22 protein-coding genes are annotated in these 22,062 nt (G+C 61.9%); 11 read left to right on the top strand and 11 right to left on the bottom strand.

Annotated features, from left to right (window positions below; all coding sequences use genetic code 11):
• Nucleotides 1–18: 18 nt before the first annotated feature.
• From CYG48_RS03790 to rsmA, 3 genes are read left to right on the top strand one after another with little or no spacing between them, the layout of a single operon-like run.
• Nucleotides 19–963, top strand: a complete 945-nt coding sequence (locus tag CYG48_RS03790; RefSeq protein ID WP_199925206.1) for a peptidylprolyl isomerase — start codon at nt 19–21, stop codon at nt 961–963.
• Nucleotides 964–986: 23 nt separating this feature from the next.
• Nucleotides 987–2,018: a 4-hydroxythreonine-4-phosphate dehydrogenase PdxA gene (gene pdxA, locus CYG48_RS03785; RefSeq protein ID WP_118849152.1), complete on the top strand. Its 1,032-nt coding sequence runs from the start codon at nt 987–989 to the stop codon at nt 2,016–2,018.
• 6 nt (nt 2,019–2,024) lie between these two features.
• The gene (rsmA, locus tag CYG48_RS03780; protein ID WP_118849151.1) at nt 2,025–2,858 is read left to right on the top strand and encodes a 16S rRNA (adenine(1518)-N(6)/adenine(1519)-N(6))-dimethyltransferase RsmA; all 834 of its coding nucleotides are present in this window, start codon (nt 2,025–2,027) and stop codon (nt 2,856–2,858) included.
• 14 nt (nt 2,859–2,872) lie between these two features.
• Here rsmA and CYG48_RS03775 read toward each other — a convergent pair whose 3' ends face one another.
• The 9 genes from CYG48_RS03775 to CYG48_RS03735 all read right to left on the bottom strand — a co-directional run bounded on the left by CYG48_RS03775 (nt 2,873) and on the right by CYG48_RS03735 (nt 11,091).
• Nucleotides 2,873–3,073 (bottom strand): hypothetical protein, encoded by a 201-nt coding sequence (locus tag CYG48_RS03775; protein WP_118849150.1) that lies wholly within the window; start codon nt 3,071–3,073, stop codon nt 2,873–2,875.
• A gap of 105 nt (nt 3,074–3,178) precedes the next feature.
• Nucleotides 3,179–3,847, bottom strand: coding sequence for a guanylate kinase (gene gmk, locus CYG48_RS03770; protein WP_118849149.1), 669 nt, complete (start codon nt 3,845–3,847; stop codon nt 3,179–3,181).
• Between the two features lie 3 nt (nt 3,848–3,850).
• Entirely contained in the window at nt 3,851–4,738 is an 888-nt protein-coding gene (locus CYG48_RS03765; RefSeq protein ID WP_118849148.1) for a YicC/YloC family endoribonuclease, read from the bottom strand.
• A gap of 51 nt (nt 4,739–4,789) precedes the next feature.
• Nucleotides 4,790–6,007, bottom strand: a complete 1,218-nt coding sequence (mltG, locus tag CYG48_RS03760; protein ID WP_118849147.1) for an endolytic transglycosylase MltG — start codon at nt 6,005–6,007, stop codon at nt 4,790–4,792.
• Nucleotides 6,008–6,124: 117 nt separating this feature from the next.
• Nucleotides 6,125–7,387, bottom strand: a complete 1,263-nt coding sequence (gene fabF / locus CYG48_RS03755) for a beta-ketoacyl-ACP synthase II (protein ID WP_118849146.1) — start codon at nt 7,385–7,387, stop codon at nt 6,125–6,127.
• 109 nt (nt 7,388–7,496) lie between these two features.
• Nucleotides 7,497–7,733 carry an acyl carrier protein gene (locus CYG48_RS03750; protein ID WP_003502080.1) on the bottom strand — a complete coding sequence of 79 codons (237 nt, stop codon included), beginning with the start codon at nt 7,731–7,733 and terminating at the stop codon, nt 7,497–7,499.
• A gap of 276 nt (nt 7,734–8,009) precedes the next feature.
• Nucleotides 8,010–8,747, bottom strand: a complete 738-nt coding sequence (gene fabG / locus CYG48_RS03745; RefSeq protein WP_118849145.1) for a 3-oxoacyl-[acyl-carrier-protein] reductase — start codon at nt 8,745–8,747, stop codon at nt 8,010–8,012.
• Between the two features lie 16 nt (nt 8,748–8,763).
• Nucleotides 8,764–9,720: an ACP S-malonyltransferase gene (gene fabD / locus CYG48_RS03740; RefSeq protein ID WP_118849144.1), complete on the bottom strand. Its 957-nt coding sequence runs from the start codon at nt 9,718–9,720 to the stop codon at nt 8,764–8,766.
• A gap of 84 nt (nt 9,721–9,804) precedes the next feature.
• Nucleotides 9,805–11,091: an Nramp family divalent metal transporter gene (locus tag CYG48_RS03735; RefSeq protein WP_118849143.1), complete on the bottom strand. Its 1,287-nt coding sequence runs from the start codon at nt 11,089–11,091 to the stop codon at nt 9,805–9,807.
• Nucleotides 11,092–11,299: 208 nt separating this feature from the next.
• On the opposite strand from CYG48_RS03735, the gene CYG48_RS03730 reads away from it, so the two are divergent.
• Entirely contained in the window at nt 11,300–12,346 is a 1,047-nt protein-coding gene (locus CYG48_RS03730; protein WP_118849142.1) for an aldo/keto reductase, read from the top strand.
• 1 nt (nt 12,347) lies between these two features.
• Here CYG48_RS03730 and CYG48_RS03725 read toward each other — a convergent pair whose 3' ends face one another.
• Nucleotides 12,348–13,946 carry a peroxidase family protein gene (locus CYG48_RS03725; protein WP_118849141.1) on the bottom strand — a complete coding sequence of 533 codons (1,599 nt, stop codon included), beginning with the start codon at nt 13,944–13,946 and terminating at the stop codon, nt 12,348–12,350.
• 374 nt (nt 13,947–14,320) lie between these two features.
• On the opposite strand from CYG48_RS03725, the gene rpsF reads away from it, so the two are divergent.
• The 5 genes from rpsF to CYG48_RS03695 all read left to right on the top strand — a co-directional run bounded on the left by rpsF (nt 14,321) and on the right by CYG48_RS03695 (nt 18,536).
• A complete protein-coding gene (gene rpsF, locus CYG48_RS03715; RefSeq protein ID WP_118849140.1) occupies nt 14,321–14,776 on the top strand; it encodes a 30S ribosomal protein S6 in 456 nt (151 codons plus the stop codon).
• 24 nt (nt 14,777–14,800) lie between these two features.
• Nucleotides 14,801–15,049, top strand: coding sequence for a 30S ribosomal protein S18 (gene rpsR, locus CYG48_RS03710; RefSeq protein WP_118849139.1), 249 nt, complete (start codon nt 14,801–14,803; stop codon nt 15,047–15,049).
• 159 nt (nt 15,050–15,208) lie between these two features.
• Nucleotides 15,209–16,192 (top strand): DUF2232 domain-containing protein, encoded by a 984-nt coding sequence (locus CYG48_RS03705; RefSeq protein ID WP_245450407.1) that lies wholly within the window; start codon nt 15,209–15,211, stop codon nt 16,190–16,192.
• Between the two features lie 17 nt (nt 16,193–16,209).
• Nucleotides 16,210–16,788, top strand: coding sequence for a 50S ribosomal protein L9 (gene rplI, locus CYG48_RS03700; protein ID WP_118849138.1), 579 nt, complete (start codon nt 16,210–16,212; stop codon nt 16,786–16,788).
• Between the two features lie 251 nt (nt 16,789–17,039).
• Nucleotides 17,040–18,536: a replicative DNA helicase gene (locus CYG48_RS03695; protein ID WP_118849137.1), complete on the top strand. Its 1,497-nt coding sequence runs from the start codon at nt 17,040–17,042 to the stop codon at nt 18,534–18,536.
• 59 nt (nt 18,537–18,595) lie between these two features.
• Here CYG48_RS03695 and CYG48_RS03690 read toward each other — a convergent pair whose 3' ends face one another.
• Nucleotides 18,596–18,970 (bottom strand): tudor domain-containing protein, encoded by a 375-nt coding sequence (locus CYG48_RS03690; RefSeq protein ID WP_118849136.1) that lies wholly within the window; start codon nt 18,968–18,970, stop codon nt 18,596–18,598.
• Nucleotides 18,971–19,242: 272 nt separating this feature from the next.
• Between CYG48_RS03690 and alr the strand changes: the two genes are divergently transcribed.
• Both alr and radA read left to right on the top strand, forming a co-directional pair.
• The gene (gene alr / locus CYG48_RS03685; protein WP_118849135.1) at nt 19,243–20,424 is read left to right on the top strand and encodes an alanine racemase; all 1,182 of its coding nucleotides are present in this window, start codon (nt 19,243–19,245) and stop codon (nt 20,422–20,424) included.
• 96 nt (nt 20,425–20,520) lie between these two features.
• A complete protein-coding gene (gene radA, locus CYG48_RS03680) occupies nt 20,521–21,927 on the top strand; it encodes a DNA repair protein RadA (RefSeq protein ID WP_118849134.1) in 1,407 nt (468 codons plus the stop codon).
• The last annotated feature ends 135 nt before the right edge of the window (nt 21,928–22,062 follow it).

The raw sequence follows: 22,062 nt of genomic DNA, 5'->3' as shown, positions 1-22,062 counted from the left end.
GGCGGGAAAAGGGATTGTATGATGTTTGCATTGACCGCAACGCGCAGGCTGGCGCTTGCCGCTGCTGTACTTGCTGCTTCGGTCGTCGTGCAGCCGGTAGCGCAACAGGCTCAGGCTGCAGAAATCTCGGCCGTCGTCAATAAGACAGCGATCACCAGCACGGATGTCGCTAAGCGCGTAGCCTTCCTGCGCCTGCAGCGCCAGAAGGCCGATACCAAGAGCGCTCGCGAAGCCATGGTCGATGAGATCCTGAAGCGCCAGGAAGTTGCGCGCATGCGGATGTCGGTCAGCACCGAGGACGTCGACCGTGCGTTCGAGCGCTTTGCCGCCAGCAACAAGATGAAGCCGCAGCAGATGAGCCAGATCCTGGAGCGTGCGGGCGTCGGCGTGGAGCACTTCAAGAACTACATCGCCGTACAGATGAGCTGGCCGCGCCTGGTCAATGCCCGCTACGGCAGCTCGCGCGGTCGCATGTCCAGCGAAGAGCTCGTGAAGCGCATGCAGGAAAACAAGGAAAAGCCGGTTACCACCGAATACTTCCTGCAGCAGGTGATCTTCGTCGTACCGGCCTCCAAGCGCAATGCCATCATGGGCAAGCGCCAGAAGGAAGCCAACACCGCCCGCACCAAGTTCCCCGGCTGCGAGCAGTCGAAGGACTTTGCCGCAAACTATCTCGACGTCTCGGTTCGCAGCCTTGGCCGCGTGCTCGCCCCTGAACTGCCGGCGGAATGGAAGCCGCTCATCGAGAAGACGCCCGAGAACGGCACCACCGCCACCCGCGTGACCGAACGCGGTGTCGAGTTCCTGGCGATCTGCAACCAGCGCCAGGTCTCGGATGACTTCGCTGCCGAAGTCGTGTTCCGCGCCGAAGATCTCGGCAAGGAGCAGAAGGGCGGCGGGAACCCGAACGAAAAGAAGTATCTCGACGAACTGCGCAAGAAGGCCATCATCGAGTATCGCTGAACCGCGCCTTCCTCGGAGTACCCATGCCGGTTGATCCTATCCTAGACCGCCCGCTCGCGCTGACGCAGGGCGATCCGGCCGGCATCGGTCCCGACATCACGCTTGCGGCGTGGTCTGCACGACGTCAGCAGGACGTCCCGCCATTCCTGTTCCTTGGCGATCCGGCCGTTCTTCAGGCGCGCGCAAAGCTGCTTGGCATCGACGTGCCGCTGCGGGAAAGCGATCCGGCAAGCGCCCTCTCCCACTTCGATACCGCCCTCCCGGTATTTCCCATCCCGGCTGGTGCCGAGGTTGCGCCCGGCGAGCCGCATGTGGCAACCGCCAAGGGTACGATCGCGGCCATCGAGACCGCCGTCTCCCTGACACTCGAGGGGAAGACATCCGCCGTCGTCACCAACCCGATTGCGAAGTCGGTGCTGTACCAGGCGGGCTTTGGTTTCCCCGGGCATACGGAATTCCTGGCCGACCTTGCCGAAAAAGCGTCCGGCAACAAGACGCTTCCGGTGATGATGCTCGCCGGTCCGAAGCTGCGCGCCATTCCTGTCACCATCCATATCCCGCTGCACCAGGTGCCGACGGCTCTCACACAGGATCTGATCGAGGAAACCTGCCGGATCACCCATCGGGATCTGAAGCAGCGCTTCGGCATTGACCAGCCGCGCCTGGCAGTTGCCGGGCTCAACCCGCATGCGGGCGAAGATGGCGCTATCGGCCACGAGGACCGCGACATCATACATCCGGCTATCGTCAAGCTGCGGGCGGAAGGCATCCATGCCTTCGGGCCGCTTCCGGCCGACACCATGTTCCATGATGAAGCCCGCACCCGCTATGACGTTGCGATCTGCATGTACCATGACCAGGCGTTGATCCCGGCCAAGGCACTCGGCTTCGATACCTCCGTCAACGTCACGCTGGGCCTGCCTTTCATCCGCACCTCTCCCGACCACGGCACGGCGTTTGGCATCGCCGGCCAGGGTGCTGCGCGCGAAACAAGCCTCATCGAGGCGCTGAAGCTTGCCGGCGACCTGGCGCGCAAGACGCAAAGCAGGACTTGATCCCGAATGGCCACACTTGACGGTTTGCCACCGCTGCGCGACGTGATCCAGCGGCATGGACTGGATGCGAAGAAGGCGCTTGGCCAGAACTTCCTTCTCGACCTCAACCTCACCCAGAAGATTGCCCGCAGCGCCGGCCCGCTGGAAGATGCGACGGTGATCGAAGTCGGTCCCGGTCCGGGTGGCCTTACCCGCGCCATCCTGTCGCTCGGCGCCAAGAAGCTGATCGCCATCGAGCGCGACAGCCGCTGCCTGCCCGCACTCGCGGAAATCGGCGACCATTATCCGGGGCGGCTTGAGGTGATCGAAGGCGACGCGCTCAAGACAAACTTCGCGGAACTGGTGCCGGAAGGTCAGGTGAAGATCATCGCCAACCTGCCCTATAATGTCGGCACGCAGTTGCTGCTGAACTGGCTCCTGCCGGAAAACGGTCAGTGGCCGCCATTCTGGGAAAGCCTGACGCTGATGTTCCAGAAGGAAGTGGGCCTGCGTATCGTCGCCGACGAGGAAGACGATCATTATGGCCGGCTCGGCGTGCTTGCCGGATGGCGCACCGATGCCCGGATGGTCTTCGACGTGCCACCGCAGGCGTTCACGCCGCCGCCGAAGGTGACATCGACCGTCGTGCACCTGACGCCACGCGCCAATCCCCTGCCCTGTGATGTGGCCAGGCTGGAGCGGGTGACGCATGCCGCCTTCGGCCAGCGCCGCAAGATGTTGCGGCAGAGCCTGAAGCCTGTTGGTGGCGAGGCTCTGCTGACGAAGGCAGGCATCGACCCGCAGCGGCGTGCAGAGACGCTGTCTGTCGAGGAATTCGTGCGGCTGGCAAACTGCTTGTAACCCGCAGTCTTCCCTTACGGCCCGCCGGCGACGGAGCCGACGATCACCATGACCAGGGCATCTAGGTCCACAGATCCGTCAATCACGGCACGGTCGCCGTCCTTGCGCACGCGCAGCACGGACGGGTTTTCGGCCGCCTGCCGTTCCAGTTCTTCATAGGCGGCCTCGATGGCCTTGGCTTCGAGTGGTTTGTGGTCGGATGTGCCGGTATCCATGAAGCGACCTTCCTCCGGGAGTTGAGCCTTCAGTCTCAACACCTGGCGGCACGGCAAAGTTCCTGCCACGCCCGTGATCGCTTCCTGCCGTTCAGGCAGTGATGCTTAGAGGTTCGGCTCTTCGGTCAGCAGGCTGTTGACGAAGTCGAACAGGCCATGCCGACGATCTCTGCGCACCCGCTCCGCCTTGACGATGCAATGCACGTTGCGAAATGCCTCGTCGAGATCGTCGTTGACGATCGCGTAGTCGTATTCGCGCCAATGCTCGATCTCGGCTCGAGAATTCAGGAGCCGGGTGCGGATCACTTCTTCGGAGTCCTCGGCGCGGCGATGCAGCCGTGACTGCAGTTCCGTCATCGTCGGCGGCAGCACGAAGATCGAGACGACATCCGCCTTCATCTTTTCCTGCAACTGCCGGGCGCCCTGCCAGTCGATGTCGAACAGCATGTCGCGACCCTGCGACATCGCCTGCTCCACCGGTTCGCGCGGCGTGCCATAAAAATTGCCGTGCACCTCCGCCCATTCCAGCAGTTCGTCTGCGGCGCGCATGCGCTCGAACTGGGCCGTGGTAATGAAGTGGTAGTGCTTTCCGGCAATCTCGCTCGGCCGACGCTGGCGGGTCGTGACGCTGACGGAGATTTCCAGGCTCGGATCGGTCTCCAAGAGGTTGCGGGCGATGGTCGACTTGCCCGCTCCCGAGGGCGACGAAAGCACAAGCATGAGGCCCCGGCGCGCAATCGTCGCAGGCATCTTCGAAGACGAGACGGGGCTCATGCGCTACTCCAGATTCTGGACCTGTTCACGGAACTGGTCGATCACTACTTTCAGTTCGATGCCGGCAGCCGTTACCGCAGCGGCATTGGATTTGGAACAGATGGTATTCGATTCCCGGTTAAATTCCTGTGCAAGGAAATCCAGCCGGCGGCCGACCGGGCCACCCTTGTCGATCAGTTCACCCGCCGCCACCACATGCGCCTTGAGGCGATCAATCTCTTCGCGCAGGTCAGCCTTGGTGGCAAGCAATGCGGCTTCGGCATGCAGCCGGTCCCGATCAAGCGGCGGCGCGTCCTGCAGCAATGCCGCGACCTGCTGGGACAGCCGCCTGGCAATTTCTTCGGTCGAGCGAGACGGGTCGCCCTCCACCACCGCCGTCAGTTCGGCAATGCGGGCGACATGAGCCTTGAGCACTGTGCCCAGCGCAGCTCCCTCGCTTTCGCGCATGCGGCGCAGATGCTCCAGCGCTTCGCCAAGCCCCGCCAGAATGGCAGCATCGCGCGCGGCAATCGCTTCTTCGCTCTCCTCGGGCTCACGGATATCGACGAGGCCGCGGATCGCCATCAGGCTGTCGAGCTTCAGGGGCGACGGATCCACCAGCGGACCAAGCTCCTCGCGCAGCGCCAGTACAGCCGCCAGCGCGTCGCGGTTCAGCACCGCCTCGACCTTGGTTTCGGTGACGGAGAGGTTGAGCGAAGCCTGGATATTGCCGCGCGAGAATTTCTCGGTGATCAAGCGGCGCACGTCGGGTTCCAGGCTTTCCAGCCCCGGTGGCAGGCGCAGGCGCATGTCGAGCCCCTTGCCGTTTACCGAGCGGAGTTCCCAGACGTAGCGGTTGCGGCCCACGGTCCCTTCGCTGCGCGCAAACCCGGTCATGGACTGCAAGGTCATCGTCATCTCCAGAATATGGCAGGATCAGCAGCCGGCATTGTCGCCGAAGGCTCAGTTGCTCTTCGGCGGCTTTTCTGCCTCGTCGCCATCCGGCTGGCCGTCCACCACTTCCGGATTGGCAGCCCGTTCGGCTTCCAGCCTGCGCCAGCGGCGAACATTGGCATTGTGTTCTTCAAGCGTCGCAGCAAAGACGTGCCCACCCGTGCCATCGGCCACAAAGTAGAGATCCTTGGTCCGCCACGGATTGGCGACGGCCTCGAGCGCTGCACGGCCCGGATTGGCGATCGGCGTCGGCGGCAGGCCCTTGATCTGGTAGGTGTTGTAGGGCGTCGGCTTGGCGAGGTCGGACTTGTAGATCGGCCGGTCGGCCGGCTTCCCCTCACCGCCGAAGAGGCCGTAGATGATCGTCGGGTCGGACTGCAGGCGCATGCCGCGCTGCAGGCGATTGATGAAGACGGAAGCCACATGGGCGCGCTCGTCTTCCTTGCCCGTTTCCTTCTCCACGATCGACGCCAGGATGACGAACTCTTCCTTGGTCTTGATCGGCAGGTCAGGATCGCGGCGCTCCCAGATCTGGTCGACGAGCTTCTGCTGTGCGACGCGCATCTGCTGGATGATGTCCGCGCGCTTGCTGCCGCGGGAGAACTTGTAGGTGTCCGGGCGAAGCGTGCCTTCAGCCGGCAGTTCGGCCGGAATGTCGCCTTCAAGCGTCGGATCTTCCGCGAGCCGCAGCATCATCTGCCGCACCGTCAGGCCTTCCGGCATGGAAATCGAGTGCAGGATCGACTTGCCGGACTCGAGCAGGTTGGCGATGTCCTGCATCGAGGCATGCGCCTTGATCTCGTATTCGCCCGACTTCAGGCTGCGACGGTTGCTGCGGTCGCCGGAAAAGTAACCAAGCTGCACCGCCGTCACATACTGGAAGATGCGCGGATCGCTGTCGATGATCTCGTTGCGCGCCAGGCTGTTGGCGATTTCCTCAAGGCCTGCGCCTTCGCGCACCACGAAATTCGTGTTGGCGGCAAGTGGCCCCGGCTGCTGATAGGTGGACAGCGCATAATAGAAGACGGCAGCACCAATCAGGCAGATCGCCACCACCATGGTCATAACGAAGTTCAGGAAGATGACGAGCTGGCTGCGCGCCTTCTTCGACCGACGTGGTGGATCCGGCACCCGCTCCGGCTTCAACGCCTCGTTCGGCGACTTCGGAATGATCCGGCCCCTGCCGTTGGCAGGAGGCAGATCGTTCACATGACTGGAATCACTCAACCGCGCCCCCGGGGTCAGAACTTATACAAAGACATGACTCGTTGTTTGGCCACGTAATGCGGCAAAAACAGGTTCGCCAATGATCAGGACCCGGGAGAACTCCCAGGTCCAGTGGCATCAGGCGTCGTAGCGGCGCAGAACCAGCGAGGCATTCGTACCGCCGAACCCGAAGGAGTTCGACAGCGCCACGTTGATGTCACGCTTGCGCGCCTTGTGCGGAACGAGATCAATCGCGGTCTCGACATCGGGATTGTCGAGGTTGAGCGTCGGCGGAGCGACGTTGTCGCGGATCGCGAGCGTGGAGAAGATGGCCTCCACGGCACCGGCGGCACCGAGAAGGTGGCCGATCGCCGACTTGGTGGACGACATCGAAATCTTTGAGGCGGCATTGCCGACCAGGCGCTCGACAGCGCCGAGTTCGATCGTGTCGGCCATGGTCGAGGTGCCATGGGCATTGATGTAGTCGATGTCGGAGGCGTTCAAGCCCGCACGCTTCAGGGCGGCCGACATGCAGCGATACGCGCCGTCGCCGTCCTCGGAAGGAGCCGTGATGTGGTAGGCATCGCCCGACAGGCCATAGCCCACGACTTCGGCATAAATCTTGGCGCCACGCGCCTTGGCATGTTCCAGCTCCTCGAGAACCACGATGCCGGCGCCCTCGCCCATGACGAAGCCGTCACGGTCACGATCGTATGGACGCGATGCCTTCTGCGGGTCGTCGTTGTGCTGCGTGGACAGCGCCTTGCAGGCGGCAAAGCCCGCGAGCGAGATGCGGCAGATCGGCGATTCTGCGCCACCGGCCACCATGACATCGGCGTCGCCGAGCATGATGAGACGCGCTGCGTCACCGATTGCATGCGCGCCGGTGGAACAGGCCGTGACAACGGCATGGTTGGGACCGCGCAGCTTGTGGCGGATCGAGACCTGGCCGGAAACGAGATTGATCAGGCGACCGGGAATAAAGAACGGCGAAATGCGCCGCGGTCCCTTGTCGCGCAGGGTGTAGCCTGCCTCGACGATGCCGTCGAGACCGCCAATGCCGGAGCCGATCAGCACGCCGGTGGCGATCTGGTCTTCGTCGGTCTGCGGATGCCAGTCGGCATCCTTCAGCGCCATGTCCGCGGCAGCCATGCCGTAGATGATGAAGGGATCGACCTTGCGCTGTTCCTTCGGCTCCATCCAGTCATCTGGATTGAAGGTGCCGTTGGTGCCGTCGCCGAAAGGCAGGCGGCAGGCAATCTTCGCGGGCAGGTCATCTACCTCGAATTCCGTCACGAGACGAGCGGCATTTTCGCCGGCCAGCAAGCGTTGCCAGCTGACTTCCGTTCCGCAACCGAGTGGAGATACCATGCCGGTACCGGTGATAACGACACGTCTCATCGCCAGCGCCCTACCCTATATGCTTAGTGTTCTTATTTGCGGAAACGGCCCGAGCAAGCGGGCCGTCGTCGGGATCGACCTTGCGGCTCATCCCAAATATGTCAGTCGATCAGGCCTGGGCCTTCTCGATGAACTTCACTGCGTCGCCGACGGTCAGAATGGAATCGGCGGCATCGTCAGGAATTTCAACGCCGAATTCTTCTTCGAAAGCCATGACCAGTTCGACGGTGTCGAGCGAGTCCGCGCCAAGATCGTCGATGAAGCTTGCGCCTTCAACTACCTTGTCGGCATCGACGCCGAGATGATCAATAACAATTTTCTTAACGCGTTCAGCGATATCGCTCATGTCGGTTTCCTCGACCTTTGTCTTATCGAATGCCTGGATGACATCCGCATCCTGTTAAAACCAGCAACCGCAGCTAAATCCAGCCGCGATCCCGGCAAACCCGTTGCCCCCTTTTCAGGTTCCCATCGCATCGCAATCACGCAATATGACGGCCTGATTATCAGGGTGACTATTTCACAGTCTTGGCCCGCTTAACATGGATTAACTGTTCCGCAAAGCCAGAATTTGTTCCACTTCGCCGCTGCCAACAGGGATTTGTCGTTGCGGCTCAATGGCTCAAATCATTGCCATGCCGCCGTTGACGTGAACCGTCTGGCCGGTGACGTAGCCGGCTTCGTTGGAGGCAAGATAAAGCACGGCGGCAGCAATATCGGAGCCAGCGCCCATCCGCTTCATCGGGATCGCGCCGAGGATCGCTTCCTTCTGCTTGTCGTTCAGCTTGCCGGTCATGGCGCTTTCGATGAAGCCCGGGGCGACGCAGTTGACCGTCACGTTGCGGGTGGCGATTTCCTGGGCGAGCGACTTCGAAAAGCCGATCATGCCGGCCTTGGAGGCGCAGTAGTTTGCCTGGCCCGGATTGCCGGTGACACCGACCACGGACGTGATGTTGATGATGCGGCCATGCCGGCGGCGCATCATCGGGTGGGTCAGTTCGCGCGTCAGGCGGAAGACAGCCGTGAGGTTCACTTCGAGGACCGAATCCCAATCAGCATCGCTCATCCGGACGAACAGGCCGTCCTTGGTGATGCCCGCATTGTTGACCAGGATATCGACGCCTTCAAGTTCGACCTCAGCCTTCTCCCCGAGCGCCTTTACCTCATCGCGGTCCGACAGGTTTGCCGGGAAGATCTTGACGCGGTCGCCAAGTTCGGCTGCCAGCGCCTCGAGCTTTTCAACGCGCGTGCCGTGCAGGCCGACGGTTGCGCCCTGGGCATGCAGCATGCGGGCGATCTCTTCGCCGAGGCCACCGGTTGCACCCGTCACCAATGCCTTGCGGCCGGTCAAATCAAACATAGGATCTTTCCTTTCTTCAGCCGAGGATGGCGGCAAGCGCCGCATCGATATCGGCCGGCGTGTTGACGGCAATGCCGGAAATATTCTTGTCGATGCGGCGGGCAAGGCCTGTCAGCACTTTGCCGGAACCGATCTCGTAAAGGGTGGTGATGCCGTTCTGGCCGAACCACTCCACCGTTTCGCGCCAGCGCACCTGGCTGGTCACCTGCGTCACGAGCAACTGGACGATCTCGTCGGCATCGTAGACCGGAGCGGCGCGCACATTGGCGACCACCGGCACGACCGGGTTCTTCTTGTCGACCTTGCCCAGCGCGTGACGCATGGCGTCAGCCGCCGGCGCCATCAGGTCGCTGTGGAAAGGCGCGGACACCGGCAGCATGATGGCACGCTTGGCGCCCTTTTCCGTGGCGAGTGCTGCAGCCTTTTCGACCGCAGCCTTCGAACCGGAAATGACGATCTGGCCGCCACCGTTGTCGTTGGCGATCTGGCAAACGCCGTCAGCGCGTGCTTCTGTGCAGACAGCATCGACATCGCCATGATCCAGGCCGATGATTGCCGCCATGGCGCCCTGCCCCACCGGCACCGCCGATTGCATGGCATCGCCGCGAATGCGCAGCAGGCGCGCCGTATCGGCAAGCGAGAAGGTGCCTGCTGCACAGAGCGCGGAATATTCGCCGAGCGAGTGGCCCGCGACATAGGCCACCTTGTCGGCGAGGTTGAGACCACGCGCCTCCAGCACCCGGATCGCCGCCATCGACACTGCCATCAGAGCCGGCTGTGCGTTTGCGGTCAGGGTCAGTGTTTCTTCCGGACCATTCCACATGATATCGGAAAGCTTCTGGCCCAGCGCCTCGTCGACTTCCTCGAAAACGGCACGCGCTTCAGGAAAAGCCTCGGCGAGGTCCTTGCCCATGCCGACGGCCTGGCTGCCCTGTCCGGGGAATGTGAATGCGATGTTTGATGGAGCACCCATGCGGACGGTTCCTTCCCTGATGATTTTGCCCTCCATTCACATTTGAAAGCGCGGAGTCAAGGGCGCAACCGTCCGCCGGGCCGATCACGAGCCGGAGACGAGGCCGACCAGTTCGTTGATGCAGAGCACGATGAAGAGCGCCGCGGAAAGGCCGAGCAGCCCGTTTGACAGCCAGCTGCTGCGCCATTCCTTCGGCACCCGCGCCGAGTTCAGGAGCCAGATCAGCGTGATGGCGAGGAACGGCATGAAGAAGGCGCCGAGCGCACCATAGATGATGACGAGCGTGAACGGCCGCCCGAACCACAGCAGCGTCATCGGCGGGATGGTGAGCCAGAACAGGTAGAACTTGAAGGCCGCGCTCTTCTCCAGCCCCACCCGCGAGCCCGTCCCGCCCTTGATGTGGACGCGGATGAAGTCCGCAAACAACAGGGAGACGCCGTGCCAGACGCCGAGGATGGAGGAGACGGCGGTCGCAAAGAAGCCGATCAGGAAAACGATGGAGACAACCGGTCCAAATCGTTCACGCAGCACCTTGTCGAGGTCGAGCAGGCCGCGATCACCCGAGGAGAGTGCGATCTGTGCGGTGTAGAGCATTTCCGCGCCGATGATCAGCATGGCGATCACGAAGATGCCGGTGATGATGTAGGACACGCGGTTGTCGAGCCGCATGACGCCCATCCATTCGGGTGTGCGCCAGCCCTTGGCATTCACCCAGTAGCCGTAGGAGGCCATGGTGATCGTTCCGCCGACGCCGCCGATCAGGCCGAGCGTGTAAACCACCGAGCCTTCCGGAATGGTCGGGATGAGGCCCGTCAGCGCCTGGCCGACATTCGGCACGACGATGAGCGCCACGCCGACCACGACGACGAACATGATGCCGATGCACACCTTCATCGCGTTCTCGAACATCTCGTAGCGATTCAACGCGACGAAGGTGGCACAAAGCACGCCGGAGAGGATCGCCCAGATCCACAGCGGCACCGCGGGAAACAGGGCGGCCAGAGGCAGCGCCGTCGCGCTCATGGCGGTCGCGCCATACACGAAGCCCCAGATGATGATGTAGATGCCGAAATACCAGCTCGTCCAGCGGCCGAGCGACTTCCAGCCTTCAAGCATGGTCGAGCCGGTCGCGAGGTGATAACGGGCCGAGCCCTCCGCAAGCGCGATCTTGACGATACAGCCAATCACGGCGGCCCAGAGCAGCGCGTAACCGAAGCGCGAACCGGCGATCAGGGTTGCGACAAGATCACCAGCACCTACGCCGGTGGCGGCCGCAACAATGCCCGGACCTATCAGCTTCCAGCGCCCGCTTGTGGGCGGCACCCCGGCATCCGGCACATTGCCCTCACCAACTTGCGTTGCATCAGTCATAAAAGGAACCTCTAAATTACCAACTTTCGGCCGCTCTTTGGACCCATCGCCTTCAAGATGCAACCAACACGGAAAGTTCCCGCCGCGATCACGGATCTGTGGGAAACCGTTCAGGGACGTTGAGGTCTGAATCGCCGCCACCGGCCCTTGCATGCGCGGCATTCCCCATTAAAACGTGCGGCGGATTTTAAGGACGGGACCATTTTCCATGAAATACAAGACACTCGGCCGCACGGACATGTCCGTTTCGGAGATCTGCCTCGGCACCATGACTTGGGGCACGCAGAACACGGAAGCGGAAGCCCATGAGCAGATGGACTACGCCTTCGAGAACGGCGTGAACTTCTTTGACACGGCAGAGCTTTACCCGACGACGCCAGCCGGTGCGGAGACCTATGGCCGGACCGAGGAATATATCGGCACCTGGATCGCCAAGAACGCTGCCAAGCGCAAGGACCTGATCCTTGCCTCGAAGGTCGCCGGCAGCGGTCGCGCCTATATTCGCGGCGGCACGGAGATTTCCGCCTCAAGCATCCGCGAAGCGGTGGATGCGAGCCTGAAGCGTCTCCAGACCGACTATCTCGACCTCTACCAGGTGCACTGGCCGAACCGCGGCACCTATCATTTCCGCAGCTCCTGGACCTATGACCCGTTCAAGCAGGATCGCCAGAAGGCAGCCGCCGATATCGCCGAAATCCTCGAGACGCTTGACGAGGTGGTGAAGGCCGGCAAGGTCCGCGCCGTCGGCCTTTCCAACGAAAGCACCTGGGGCACGCTGAAATACCTGCGCCTGTCGGAAGACAAGGGCCTGCCGCGGATCGCCTCGATCCAGAACGAGTACAACCTGCTTTACCGCCAGTTCGACCTCGACCTCGCCGAAATGTCGCATCACGAAGACGTCGGCCTGCTTGCCTATTCACCGCTCGCCGCCGGCATCCTGACCGGCAAGTACCAGGATGGCGCCCGGCCCCAAGGGACCCGCGCCACCATCAACACAGACCTCGGCGGCCGCCTGACACCGTACCAGGAGCCGGCGGTGAAGGCGTATATCGAGGTTGCGGCCAAGCATAGCCTGGATCTCGCCCAGATGGCACTCGCCTTCTGCCTGACGCGGCCCTTCATGACCTCGGTCATCATCGGCGCCACCTCGATGGAGCAGTTGAGAACCGACATCGGCAGCGCCGACCTTGTCCTCTCCGACGAGGTGATGAAGGACATCGCCGAGGTTTATCGGCGATATCCGATGGTGCTTTGATCTAGCCAGCTGCCGGCGGCGTAGGCGGCGCAGGCGTCGCCGGCGTGGGAGCGGCAGCGGCACCACCGGCAGGCTGGGGGAATGAAGACCCATCAACCGGGAGCCCCGAGAGCCGAACGATGGCCGGAAGGCCCCAGCTCACATTCCCAGCCTGCCCCGCATCCCGGTTGATTTGCAGGTTTTGGTCCAAGGCTTGAAGGAGCGGATCACGATCCGGCGTCCAACCGGGCTCCATGTTGAAGAACGACAAGGGGTCCCCCTTCAACAGCCCGGCAAACGTGGCGGCAACAAGGATCGAACCGAGCAACCCGAGTCGCTCGCCATTGCTACCCACAGCTTCGGTCGACTGCGCTTCTCGCAAGATGTAGAACCAAAGGGCTTCATCCTCCTGCTGTTGAATTGGTAGGTGTTCGATTCCGAGCTTCGTCGCTACCGCGCTCGCAGCCGGAAGCTGCATGCGCACACCGCGAACCAGATTTCGTGCAGCAAGGACATTGAGAATAGCAGTGGGACTGCTCGGATTAACCGGATCCTCGGGCATGTGTCGCAGCGCTTCGACCAGAAGCGGATCGAAGGCGCGTGCGACTTGCGGAAAGTCAGGACCAAAAGATGAATCCATCTGAAGGAACCAGTCCCATTGAATGACGCGGTTACTCGTCAGCGGATTTCCACCCCGAAGGTCGCCCTTTGTGTTCGGGTTCGCCACGGCGAATGTCGGAAATCCGTTGTTTGGTCCGACGCCATTTCCAATGTTCGTCTGGTACCCACCGCGCACCAGCGTGTGACCGGAACGGTACGCGGCAACGGAGAACTCGACCGGCATGAAGGGGTTGACCTTCCAATCGAAGACGTCGCCGTAGCCAACCTGCCAGACCTTGATCAAGCTGGACCCAGATTCCAGCCGTAACGCCGCCTTGTGGACATCGTCGCGGCAGATCCTGCGCACATAGTCATTCCAGACCACCCACTGATACAGCCAGCGCAGCGTTTTGCGCGCGGTTTCGAACGGGTTCTTGGCGCCTTGTTTCCGTGCCTCGTCAACCAAGGCGTTGTGGGCCAGCAGGAAGGCAAGATGTAATTGCGCTACGATGATATTCTCATCGTTACGAGGGTCGCCGATCAATGCCGTTCCACGATGCCGCGGCAGATCGCGGAAGTTCGTGCCCTGGATTTGGTCGATCCTGAACTTTCCTGTTCCCGCCTCGTAGAGAAAAGGCTGATCCTTCGTTCCGGCGCCATAGAGGCTGTCGAGATCAAGCCGCGGCGTACGGAAGTTGTGTAATCGGTTTGGATCTACCTCGGATTCGCTCAGCGGCGTCACATCGTGGGTGATGTCGTGGTCCACGAACTGCCCGAAGTACACGTAGCCTGACGGAAGGCTGATATCCCTGCCGCCAGCCCCGGTAGCATCGACCATGTTCTGCGCGACAAAATTCATGAAATGATTTTGCAGTGCCTGCGCCGTACCGATCCCGCCAGTTGCCGGTTGAGGAATGTCCGGGACCCAGGGCTCAAGTTCCGGGAAGAGCCGCCCAAACCCGCCCTGGTAGAAGCGCGATCTGGGGGCGACTACGTCCAGTATTTTCTCACCATGCTGCATTTTCCCCTCCTATGGTGTATTTTATTTCACCTTAACCATAGGCTGCTTTCAGCTTGTTTGCAACATTAGGTAGCATTGCGGCACACGCTCTCGCGCATTCGTCCGTCAGGCCTTGCCTTCTGCGGAAAAACCCGTATAAGGCGCGCTGTTCGAAACACCCGGTCTCTCTGGCTGGTGGCTGAACGGAGGGCAGGCTTCCTTCAACAAGAAGCCGCATGGGCCACAGGGTCCAAGCCTCCCGTGTCTCCGCTCTCGACCGTCTCGATACAACACTTTTCTTGCCTGGGGCCCTTGGGGTTCCCGTTCAGGAGCAGTCGTTGAGGCTTAGCCGCCGAGGTCCGGGTTAGACAACCGCAAGAAAAGGCAAAGCTTACATGGCTCTTTACGAACACGTATTCCTTGCCCGGCAGGATATGTCCGCTCAGCAGGTTGATGCCCTCGTCGAACAGTACAAGGGCGTCATCGAAGCTAACGGCGGCAAGGTCGGGCGCATCGAAAACTGGGGCCTCAAGTCCCTCACCTACCGCATCAAGAAGAACCGTAAGGCTCACTACGCCCTGATGGACATCGATGCACCGGCGGCTGCCGTGCATGAGATGGAACGCCAGATGCGCATCAACGAAGACGTTCTTCGCTACATGACGCTCGCCGTCGAGAAGCACGAAGAAGGCCCGTCGGCAATGATGCAGAAGCGCGACCGCGACGACCGTCCGCGCCGCGATGGCGACGACCGTGGCCCGCGCCGCGAATTCGGCGACCGTCCGCGTCGTGAAGGCGAATTCCAGCGCGCGCCGCGTCCGGACCGCGCTCCTCGCGAAGACCGCGCGTAACCAGAGCCTCAAGGAGAAAACACAATGGCTGACGTATCCTCGTCTCCGGCACGCCGCCCCTTCCACCGCCGTCGCAAGACCTGCCCCTTCTCGGGCGCAAACGCACCGCGGATTGACTACAAGGACGTTCGTCTCCTGCAGCGCTACATTTCTGAGCGCGGCAAGATCGTTCCGTCCCGCATCACGGCCGTTTCCCAGAAGAAGCAGCGCGAACTCGCCCAGGCGATCAAGCGCGCCCGCTTCCTCGGCCTGCTGCCTTACGTTCTTTCGTAAGTGATACTGGAGCAACTGATCCAAAGTCAGTTGCTCCAACTCCCTTCCGCGTTGGGCGCGGATCGGCAACCGTCAAACCCCATGTTGGGGATGAAGTCGCTGAGACCTTGATTCAGCAACCATCCTCTAACTGCTTGAACAAGCAGGACAGCGAGACCCGTGAAGACCAAGACCCAGACAGTTCTGCCCACCGGCATTCTCGCCGGCATTGCTGCCACCGTGCTGACGCTCGGTGCCTATGCGCAGATGCAGTCTTTTCTTGCCGTCATTCTCTACGCAGCCTCCGCGCTTCCTGTCCTGATCGCCGGCCTCGGCTGGGGCAATCGTGCTGCGGCCATCGCCGTGGTCGCCGCCGCCATCCTGGGCGCCGTGCTTGCCTCCCCTTATTTCGCCGCCGTCATGGCGATCTCGACGCTCGCGCCCGCCGGCTGGCTTTCGCATCTGGCAAACCTCGCCCGCCCTGCGTCGGAGCTCGGCGGTCCTGATGACCTGATGGCCTGGTATCCGATCTCGGACATCCTGCTGCATCTGTGCGCGGTCATCACCGCTTCGCTCGTCATCCTCGGCGTCATGATCGGTTATGGCCCGGAACTGATCGACGAGACCTTCAGCCGCATCGCTGAGGCGATGCGCGCCCAGCAGCCGGACGCCACGATTGACGCCGCCGCCATGGCGCAGCTGAAGACGGCCTTCGTCACGCTGGTGCCGATGACCCAGGGCGCCATGTGGGTGATGCTGCTGTTTGCAGTCTTCTACCTCGCAGTCCGCATGGTTTCCCGCTCCGGCCGCGCCGTTCGCCCGCGCGAGGACATGCCGTCTGCGCTGCGCATGAACCGCCATGCCATCTTCGTTTTCCTCGGCGGCATCGTACTGATGTTCATCGACGGCGTTCCGGCCATGATCGGCGCCACCATCTGCGGCACCTTCGGCGCGGGCTTCCTGCTTGCCGGGTTCGCGTCCTTGCATTTCCGCAGCCAGGGCAAGGACTGGCGCCTGCCGGTGCTCGTTCTCTGCTACCTGGCGGCGACCCTTGTTCTGCCGGCGATGATCATTCTCGTGCTCGGCCTGGCGGACACCCGGCGGACCATTGCGCTGACGCCGCTGAAACCCTCACCCAATCCCGATGAAACCAAGATTGACTGATCGAAAGGAACCTCGTCATGGAAGTCATTTTGCTTGAACGCGTGCCGAAGCTCGGCCAGATGGGCGAAACCGTAAAGGTTCGCGACGGCTTTGCTCGTAACTTCCTGCTCCCGCAGGGCAAGGCGCTGCGCGCCAACGAAGCCAACAAGAAGCGCTTCGAAAACGAGCGTGCAACGCTCGAAGCTCGTAACCTCGAGCGTAAGGGCGAAGCCGAGAAGGTTGCTGAAGGCCTCGACGGCAAGACCTTCGTCATGGTTCGCGCTGCCGGCGAAACCGGCCAGCTCTACGGCTCTGTTGCTGCCCGCGACATCGTCGAAGCTCTGGCTGCCGAAGGCTTCAACATCGGCCGCAACCAGGTTGACCTGAACCACCCGATCAAGGAAATCGGCCTGCACAAGGTTACCCTGCACCTGCATTCGGAAGTTGAAATCACCGTTGAACTCAACGTTGCCCGTTCGCCGGAAGAAGCAGAACGCCAGGCCAAGGGCGAAAGCCTCACCTCGGTTGACGCCATCTACGGCGTTGACGAAGACGCTCTTCGTCCGGAAGACTTCTTCGATCCGGACGCTGACCGCGAATTCGAAGACGAAGAATAAGCCATTTCACCATGGCATAGAGAAGCGTCCGGCCCGAAAGGTCCGGGCGCTTTTTCGTCTCTTTTGCGCTAGAATAAAAGCGGAACAGCGAGTCGCGCCGCAATGGCGTCAACCGGATTTCCGGTTTCATTGAGCTTTTTCTGGCGCCGGTGCCCAGGCTCTGTGGATAGCTGTGGAGATCGCTTTTGCGGTATCATCCGGCACGCTGAACCCCTAAACCGGACGCTTGACCGAAGGACGGATAGACGACCATGAATGACCCTATGCGGAAGCTTGCCAACATCCAGCCGGCCGAGCCGCATTACCGTGAAGCCCCCAACAATATCGAGGCCGAACAGGCGCTTCTTGGCGCGATCCTAGTCAATAACGACGCCTATTACCGCGTCTCCGACTTCCTGAAGCCGACCCATTTCTACGAGCCCCTGCACCGCAAGATCTTCGAGGTCGCGGGCGACATTATCCGCATGGGCAAGACCGCCCATCCGGTTACGGTCAAGACCTTCATCACCACGCCGGAAAAGGTGGGCGACCTGACGCTTGCGCAATATCTCGCGCGTCTTGCCGCCGAAGCCGTATCGATCATCAACGCGGAAGACTATGGCCGGGCGATCTATGATCTTGCGCTGCGCCGCGCGTTGATCCAGATCGGCGAGGACGTCGTCAACATAGCATATGATGCGCCGCTCGACATGCCGCCGCAGACGCAGATCGAGGACACCGAGCGTCGCCTGTTCGAGCTTGCCGAAACCGGCCGTTATGACGGCGGCTTTCAGTCGTTCAACGATGCGGTGGCACTTGCCATCGACATGGCGGGGGCTGCCTTCGAGCGTGACGGGCATCTGTCCGGCATCTCCACCGGCATCGCCTCGCTCGATGCCAAGATGGGCGGCCTGCAGCGCTCCGACTTGATCGTGCTTGCCGGTCGTCCGGGCATGGGTAAGACCTCGCTTGCCACCAACATTGCCTACAATATCGCGGCGGCCTACGAGCCGGAATACCTGCCGGACGGCACGCCGAAAGCCAAGAACGGCGGCGTGGTCGGCTTCTATTCGCTCGAAATGTCGGCCGAACAGTTGGCGACGCGTATCATCTCCGAGCAAACCGAGGTTTCCTCCTCCAAGATCCGTCGCGGTGACATCACCGAGGCCGATTTCGAGAAGCTCGTCGCCTGCTCCCAGATGATGCAGAAGGTGCCGCTCTTCATCGACCAGACCGGTGGTATCTCGATCGCCCAGCTTTCCGCACGCGCCCGCCGCCTGAAGCGCCAACGCGGCCTCGACGTTTTGGTGGTGGACTATATCCAGCTCATGACTGGCTCCGGCAAGGGCGGTGAAAACCGCGTGCAGGAAATCACCCAGATCACCACCGGCCTGAAGGCACTCGGCAAGGAGTTGAACGTGCCGATCATCGCGCTGTCGCAGCTGTCGCGCCAGGTCGAAAGCCGTGACGACAAGCGCCCGCAGCTCTCCGACCTTCGTGAATCGGGTTCGATCGAGCAGGACGCCGACGTGGTGCTCTTCGTGTTCCGCGAAGAATATTATGTGAAGAACATGGAGCCGCGCGACATTTCCGATCCGAAATATCCGGAGTGGGAAGCGCATATGGACAAGGTGAAGGGCACGGCGGACGTCATCATCGCCAAGCAGCGCCACGGACCGACCGGCACCGTCAAGCTCGCCTTCCAGTCCGAGTTCACCCGCTTTGCGGATCTCGCCGACCCGAGCTTTACCCAATACGAAGAACACTGAATCAAGAAGGCCCGCCATATCACACGGCGGACCTTCTTCGCATCGAGCTTGAAGTGGCCTCAGTTCGAGCGGCAGCGGCCTGTGCGGGTCGTTTCCTTGTCGCCGTCGTCATAGGCGATGCTGATCTTTTCGCCCGCGAGCGACGTGATCTTGCCGGCATACCAGTCGCCGGCGCCCTTGTAGTTGCACTCGACCTTCATGCCGATCATCCAGTCATAGGGACGAACTGCATTGATGCCGACGGTTTCGCGATCGCCGTCGTCGTAACGGACCGTAATCTTGCCGCCGCCGATGCTTTCGATCACGCCGGGAAACCAATATCCGGCGCCCTTGTAGTTACCGAGCACCCAGTCTCCCTTCGTCTGCGCTGCTGCAGTAGACACGCCAAGTGCGCAAAGGCCTGCAGCCAGGCCCAATACCAGAAACGTCTTCACTGATTTCCCCCAGTGGTTTCGCTGTCGGAATGACAGACCGAGTCCATCCAAAGATCGGACTTGGCAATGCTTATGCTACACACATGAACCACGCATTAATACTTTTACTATCCAAGAATTATCTCCCGGCATGCAGTGGCTTGGCGCATCTGCACTTCCTGTGCTGCCTCGCCCCAAAAGCCTGTGCACCCGCCTTCAAAATGCACCTCAGGTCTTCCTACACTCGGCGAAATCACTAAGGATGCAGACCTCTTAAAGCTTGCGAGTTTCCGATGCCTGACACTGCCAATCCCGATTCAATCGACCTGGATGAACTGATCGACGAATTCGACACTGCCCCTGCCCGCCTGACAATCGATCTTGGCGCGCTTGCCGACAACTGGCGCGAGATGGCGCGCCGTTCAGGCAGCGCACGTACGGCAGCCGTAGTGAAGGCAGATGCCTATGGCCTGGGGCTCGAGGATTGTGGCACGGCGCTTTATGAGGCCGGCGCGCGCGACTTCTTCGTCGCCGTCGTCCAGGAAGGCGTGACGCTGCGCACCTATGCGCCGGATGCCCGCATCTATGTGCTCTCCGGCGTATGGCCGGGCCAGGAAGCGCTGTTCTACGAGCACGGCCTCGTGCCGGTTCTGGCTTCGGAAGAACAGCTTGCCTTCTGGATGTCGGTGACGGCCGAGCATGGGGATCATCCTTGCGCGCTGCAGATCGATACCGGCTTCAACCGCCTGGGACTTGGACTTGAGGAAGCGATCGCCTTTGCCGACGACGTTTCGCGCCCGGCAAGCTTCTCGCCGGTTCTGGTGCTCTCGCATCTGCAGAGCGGCGACACCCCCAGTTCGCCCGCCAACGAGCAGCAGTTGCAGGCCTTCCGGCGCGTCGCAGAAGCCTTCGAGGGCATCGAGTGCAGTTTGTCGGCATCGGCCGGCATCTTCCTCGGGCCCGACTACCATTTCGACCTGACCCGCCCCGGCATTGCCGTTTATGGCGGCGAAGCAGTCAACGGCGTCCCGAACCCGATGAAGCCGGTCGCGACCGCCGAAGCCCGCATCATCCAGATCCGTGACGCGAAACAAGGCGAGACCGTCAGCTATGGCGGGACGCATCGCCTCACCCGCGACAGCCGGCTTGCCATCGTTTCCGCCGGTTATGCGGACGGCTACATGCGCGCCCTTTCCGGTTCGGGCGTGCCGCTGCGCCAGACGCAAGGCGAAGGCGCGTTCGGCTTCATCGCCGGGCACAAGGTGCCGGTCGTTGGCCGCATCACTATGGACCTGACGATCTTCGACGTCACCGACGTTCCGCAGAACGCCATCGCTGCGGGTGACTATATCGAGCTGTTCGGGCACAACATCCCGCTCGATGACGTCGCGCGCGCCGGCGGTACGATCGGCTACGAACTCCTGACCAGCCTCGGACTGCGTTACGAGCGCCGCTACATCTACCCGGACGACTAGGCCGCCGTCTTGCCCTTCAGTCGGTTTCGCGATACAAGCGCGTTCTCCATTTGTTCGCACGAGCGCGAACCTTCTGTACGGCGGCGGTAATTCTACATGGCGAAACCCAAGACCCAATTCGTGTGCCAGAACTGCGGCACGGTGCATAGCCGCTGGGCCGGCAAATGCGATGGCTGCGGCGAGTGGAACACGATCGTCGAAGAAGACCCGATGGGTGGCATTGGAGCCGGTCCGGGCAAGGTGCCGAAGAAGGGCCGCGCCGTGGCGCTGACCACCCTCTCCGGCGAAACGGAAGAAGCACCGCGCATCCATACCGGCATCTCCGAACTTGACCGGGCAACCGGCGGCGGTTTCGTGCGCGGTTCCGCCGTTCTCGTCGGCGGTGACCCGGGCATCGGCAAATCGACGCTGCTGATGCAAGCGGCGGCGGCTCTTGCGCGTCGCGGCCACCGGATCATCTATGTCTCGGGTGAAGAGGCCGTGGCGCAGGTGCGGCTTCGTGCCCAGCGGCTGGGTGCTGCCGATTCCGACGTGCTGCTCGCCGCCGAAACTAATGTCGAGGACATCCTCGCCACCATTTCCGACGGTAAGCGGCCGGACCTTGTCATCATCGACTCGATCCAGACGCTGTGGAGCGATACCGCCGATTCGGCGCCCGGCACCGTGACGCAGGTGCGCACCGGCGTGCAGGCGATGATCCGCTTTGCCAAGCAGACGGGTGCCGCCATGGTGCTTGTTGGCCATGTCACGAAGGAAGGCCAGATTGCTGGCCCGCGCGTCGTCGAGCACATGGTCGATGCAGTGCTTTATTTCGAAGGCGACCGCGGCCACCACTACCGCATCCTGCGCACAGTCAAGAACCGTTTCGGACCGACCGACGAGATCGGCGTCTTCGAAATGTCCGACAAGGGCCTTCGTGAAGTTTCCAACCCCTCTGAACTCTTCCTTGGCGAGCGCAATGCGAAGTCCCCCGGCGCCGCGGTTTTTGCCGGCATGGAAGGCACGCGCCCGGTTCTCGTGGAGGTGCAGGCGCTCGTGGCGCCCACCTCACTCGGCACGCCGCGACGCGCCGTGGTCGGATGGGATTCCTCACGCCTCTCGATGATCCTGGCCGTGCTTGAAGCCCATTGCGGCGTGCGGCTCGGCCAGCACGACGTCTATCTCAATGTTGCAGGGGGTTATCGCATCTCCGAGCCGGCCGCCGATCTGGCTGTCGCCTCGGCGCTCGTCTCCTCGCTTGCCGGCCTCGCGCTCCCGGCCGACCGCGTCTATTTCGGCGAAATCAGCCTGTCCGGCGCCGTCCGCCCGGTGTCGCAGACCGCGCAACGACTGAAGGAAGCCGAGAAGCTCGGCTTTGCGGGCGCCATGCTGCCGGCCACCTCGAGCGAGATCCCCAAGGGCGGCAACGGACAGTGGATCGCCATCGAGGACCTGCCTGATCTCGTGTCGCGCATCGCCGGCTCGCGTAAGAATTTGGGACAAACCGACCGCGAAGATGATTGATCTTCCGTAAATTCGGCGGCTGATGTATGACGGCTGCCGTAGAGGCGGTCGCGTATCCTGCTTTGCTTTGATCCGACACCGGGTTCGAGCCAGGCGGCATGCGCAGATTCAGGAATCTCGAGTGCTCACCATGCG

Origin of the sequence: Neorhizobium sp. SOG26 (assembly GCF_003491345.1) — a bacterium.
GTDB lineage: Bacteria > Pseudomonadota > Alphaproteobacteria > Rhizobiales > Rhizobiaceae > Neorhizobium > Neorhizobium turbinariae.
The sequence above is the reverse complement of the archived record's forward strand: the minus strand, read 5'-3'. Positions and strand labels throughout refer to the sequence as shown.

Excerpts from the sequence above, each read along its gene's own strand:
- CYG48_RS03790 (WP_199925206.1), top strand. The coding sequence starts at position 19 with ATGATGTTTGCATTGACCGCAACGCGCAGGCTGGCGCTTGCCGCTGCT.
- pdxA (WP_118849152.1), top strand. The coding sequence starts at position 987 with ATGCCGGTTGATCCTATCCTAGACCGCCCGCTCGCGCTGACGCAGGGC.
- rsmA (WP_118849151.1), top strand. The coding sequence starts at position 2,025 with ATGGCCACACTTGACGGTTTGCCACCGCTGCGCGACGTGATCCAGCGG.
- CYG48_RS03775 (WP_118849150.1), bottom strand. The coding sequence starts at position 3,073 with ATGGATACCGGCACATCCGACCACAAACCACTCGAAGCCAAGGCCATC.
- gmk (WP_118849149.1), bottom strand. The coding sequence starts at position 3,847 with ATGAGCCCCGTCTCGTCTTCGAAGATGCCTGCGACGATTGCGCGCCGG.
- CYG48_RS03765 (WP_118849148.1), bottom strand. The coding sequence starts at position 4,738 with ATGACCTTGCAGTCCATGACCGGGTTTGCGCGCAGCGAAGGGACCGTG.
- fabF (WP_118849146.1), bottom strand. The coding sequence starts at position 7,387 with ATGAGACGTGTCGTTATCACCGGTACCGGCATGGTATCTCCACTCGGT.
- CYG48_RS03750 (WP_003502080.1), bottom strand. The coding sequence starts at position 7,733 with ATGAGCGATATCGCTGAACGCGTTAAGAAAATTGTTATTGATCATCTC.
- fabG (WP_118849145.1), bottom strand. The coding sequence starts at position 8,747 with ATGTTTGATTTGACCGGCCGCAAGGCATTGGTGACGGGTGCAACCGGT.
- fabD (WP_118849144.1), bottom strand. The coding sequence starts at position 9,720 with ATGGGTGCTCCATCAAACATCGCATTCACATTCCCCGGACAGGGCAGC.
- CYG48_RS03735 (WP_118849143.1), bottom strand. The coding sequence starts at position 11,091 with ATGACTGATGCAACGCAAGTTGGTGAGGGCAATGTGCCGGATGCCGGG.
- CYG48_RS03730 (WP_118849142.1), top strand. The coding sequence starts at position 11,300 with ATGAAATACAAGACACTCGGCCGCACGGACATGTCCGTTTCGGAGATC.
- CYG48_RS03725 (WP_118849141.1), bottom strand. The coding sequence starts at position 13,946 with ATGCAGCATGGTGAGAAAATACTGGACGTAGTCGCCCCCAGATCGCGC.
- rpsF (WP_118849140.1), top strand. The coding sequence starts at position 14,321 with ATGGCTCTTTACGAACACGTATTCCTTGCCCGGCAGGATATGTCCGCT.
- rpsR (WP_118849139.1), top strand. The coding sequence starts at position 14,801 with ATGGCTGACGTATCCTCGTCTCCGGCACGCCGCCCCTTCCACCGCCGT.
- rplI (WP_118849138.1), top strand. The coding sequence starts at position 16,210 with ATGGAAGTCATTTTGCTTGAACGCGTGCCGAAGCTCGGCCAGATGGGC.
- CYG48_RS03695 (WP_118849137.1), top strand. The coding sequence starts at position 17,040 with ATGAATGACCCTATGCGGAAGCTTGCCAACATCCAGCCGGCCGAGCCG.
- alr (WP_118849135.1), top strand. The coding sequence starts at position 19,243 with ATGCCTGACACTGCCAATCCCGATTCAATCGACCTGGATGAACTGATC.
- radA (WP_118849134.1), top strand. The coding sequence starts at position 20,521 with ATGGCGAAACCCAAGACCCAATTCGTGTGCCAGAACTGCGGCACGGTG.